2 protein-coding genes and 1 pseudogene are annotated in these 2879 nt (G+C 69.1%); all 3 read left to right on the forward strand.

From position 1 onward, the window contains the following. A partial coding sequence (locus tag A9W95_RS18525; RefSeq protein ID WP_067415953.1) for a DUF6350 family protein occupies positions 1 to 974 on the forward strand: 974 nt, incomplete at its 5' end. Positions 975 to 1529: 555 nt separating this feature from the next. Further along, on the forward strand, positions 1530 to 2159 hold the full coding sequence (gene purN, locus A9W95_RS18530) for a phosphoribosylglycinamide formyltransferase (protein WP_067415954.1): 630 nt from the start codon (positions 1530 to 1532) through the stop codon (positions 2157 to 2159). Then, a pseudogene (gene purH / locus A9W95_RS18535) lies at positions 2156 to 2879 on the forward strand (bifunctional phosphoribosylaminoimidazolecarboxamide formyltransferase/IMP cyclohydrolase); the annotation flags it as partial. The gene purN and the pseudogene purH, both read left to right, overlap by 4 nt.

The following is a 2879-nucleotide window of genomic DNA, read 5'->3' on the forward strand; positions in this document are numbered from 1 at the left end:
CGGCGATCGCGCTGGCGGTCATCCACGACGCGTCCTCGGTGCTCACCGAGTTGCAGACCCCGAGCGCCTTGCGGGCCTTCACCAGCGTGCTGGTCGTGCACGCGATCGGCGCCGCGATCGGGGTGTGGTCGCGGCTGGGTCGGCGCGCGCTGTATGCCTCGCCGCTGCCCAACTGGTTGGAGGATTCCGTGCGGGCGGCCACGGCAGGGGTGTTGGCGTTGGTGGGGCTGTCTGCGGCCGTGACCGCGGTGTCGCTGGTCGTGCACTGGTCGACCATGCAAGACCTCTATGGGATCACCGATTCGATCTGGGGCCAGTTCAACCTGACCGCTTTGTCGGCGCTGTATGCACCGAACGTGATCGTCGGCGCGTCGGCCGTCGCGGTCGGCTCCAGCGCTCACATCGGGTTTGCGACCTTTAGTTCGTTCACCGTCTTCGGTGGTGACATTCCGGCGCTACCCATCCTGGCGGCCGCGCCCACGCCGCCGCTGGGGCCGGTGTGGGTCGCGCTGCTGATCCTCGGTGCCGCGTCGGGTGTGGCCGTCGGGCAGCAATGCGCGCGCCGTCCGCTGCCCTTCATCGCGGCGATGGCCAAGGTGCTGGTGGCCGCGGTGGCCGCCGCGTTGGTGATGGCGCTGCTGGGCTACGCCGGTGGCGGCAAGCTAGGCAACTTCGGCAACGTCGGCGTCGACGTCGGTGCGATGCTGCTGGGGTCGCTGTTCTGGTTCGCCGTGGTAGGAGCGTTCACGGTGGTGATCGCCGGGGGCATCCGACGACGGCCCCGCCGCCCGCGGCCGCGGCCCGCTCCGCCGCCGGTGGAGGACGATTTCGCGGATGAGGACGATGTCGAGGGTGCCGGCGAGGACGAGGCGGATGTCGGGGATGTCGCGGATGTCGGCGAGGCGTCTGAAACCGTCGGCGCCGATGTTCCTGCTGATGAGGAAGCGACGGGTCAGCGCGACCGTGAGGGCTAGGCCGTCGAGTGTGCGGCTACGGCGTCGAGTGTGCGGCTGCGGCGTCGAGTGTGCGCCAGCGGCGGGCCAACCGGCGAATCGCCGCCCCACGCGCACAGTGAAAGCCATGGCCGCACACTCGCCGTCGAGTGTGCGGCTAGGCCGTCGAGTGTGCGCCTAGGGCGTCGAGCGTGCGGCTGCGGCGACGAGTGTGCGGCTGCGGCGTCGAGTGTGCGCCAGCGGCGGGCCAACCGGCGAATCGCCGCCCCACACGCACAGTGAAAGCCATGGCCGCACACTCGCCGTCGAGTGTGCGGCTAGGCCGTCGAGTGTGCGGCTAGGCCGTCGAGTGTGCGGCTAGGGCGTCGAGCGTGAGCCAGCGGCGGCCCAACCGGCGAATCGCCGCCCCACGCGCACAGTGAACGCCACGGGCGCACACTCGAAGCAGTCCGACTAGCCGACATGGTCGGACTCCTCCTCCGGCCGTACGGCCGGCATCGTCGTCCGACTGGGTCGTAGGGTCGGACTCCTCCTCCGGCCGTACGGCCGGCACCGTCGTCCGACTAGGCTGCCGGTGTGCAGGAACCGCTCCGTGTACCCCCGAGTGCACCGGCGCGGCTAGTGGTCCTGGCCTCGGGCACGGGTTCATTGCTCAACTCGATGATCACCGCCGCGGTCGGGGACTACCCCGCACGCATCGTGGCCGTCGGCGTGGATCGCGATTGTCCAGCCACCGACATTGCCGCCCAAGCTGCCATACCCACCTTCACCGTCCGCCTCGGCGACCACCCGACCCGCGACGCCTGGGACGCCGCGATCACCGACGCCACCGCCGCGCATCAGCCGGACCTGATCGTCTCGGCAGGATTCATGAAAATCCTTGGGCCGCAATTTCTTTCCCGCTACTACGGCCGCGTCCTCAACACCCACCCGGCGCTTCTGCCGGCGTTCGCGGGTGCTCATGGCGTGGCCGATGCGCTGGCCTACGGTGTCAAGGTCACCGGATGTACCGTCCACCTGGTGGACGCCGGCACCGACACCGGCCCCATACTGGCCCAGCAATCCGTCCCAGTGCTGGACGGCGACGACGTGGCGACATTGCACGAGCGCATCAAGGTCACCGAACGACGACTGCTGGTCGACGTGGTGGCCGCGATGGCGACCGGCGGAGTGACCTTGACAGGACGAAAGGCAACACTGGGATGAGCACCGACGACGCGAAGAAGCCGATCCGCCGCGCCTTGATCAGCGTCTACGACAAGACCGGCCTGGTCGACCTGGCCCAAGGGCTCAGCGCCGCCGGCGTCGACATCGTCTCGACCGGATCGACCGCCAAAACCATTGCCAACAGCGGCATTTCGGTGACCCCCGTCGAAGAGGTCACCGGATTCCCCGAGGTGCTCGACGGCCGAGTCAAGACCCTGCACCCGCACGTGCACGCCGGGCTGCTGGCCGACCTGCGCAAACCCGAGCACGCCACCGCCCTCGAGCAACTCGGCATCGCAGCGTTCGAACTCGTCGTCGTCAACCTCTACCCGTTCACCGAGACCGTCGAATCCGGCGCGACCGAAGACGAATGCGTTGAGCAGATCGACATCGGCGGACCGTCGATGGTGCGCGCGGCGGCCAAGAACCACCCCAGCGTGGCGGTGGTGACCGACCCGCGCGGCTACGACGGCGTGCTGGCCGCGGTACGCGCCGGCGGCTTCGCCCTCGCCGAACGTAAACGTCTCGCCTCGTTGGCTTTTCAGCACACCGCCGAATACGACATCGCCGTCGCCAGCTGGATGCAGTCCACCCTGGCGCCCGAGCAACCGCCGACCGAGTTCCCGCACTGGTTCGGCCGCAACTGGCGCCGCGAAGCAACGCTCCGCTACGGCGAGAACCCGCATCAGCAGGCAGCGTTGTATAGCGATCCGGGCGCGT

Origin of the sequence: Mycobacterium sp. 1423905.2 (genome assembly GCF_001673155.1) — a bacterium.
Classification (GTDB): Bacteria; Actinomycetota; Actinomycetes; order Mycobacteriales; family Mycobacteriaceae; genus Mycobacterium.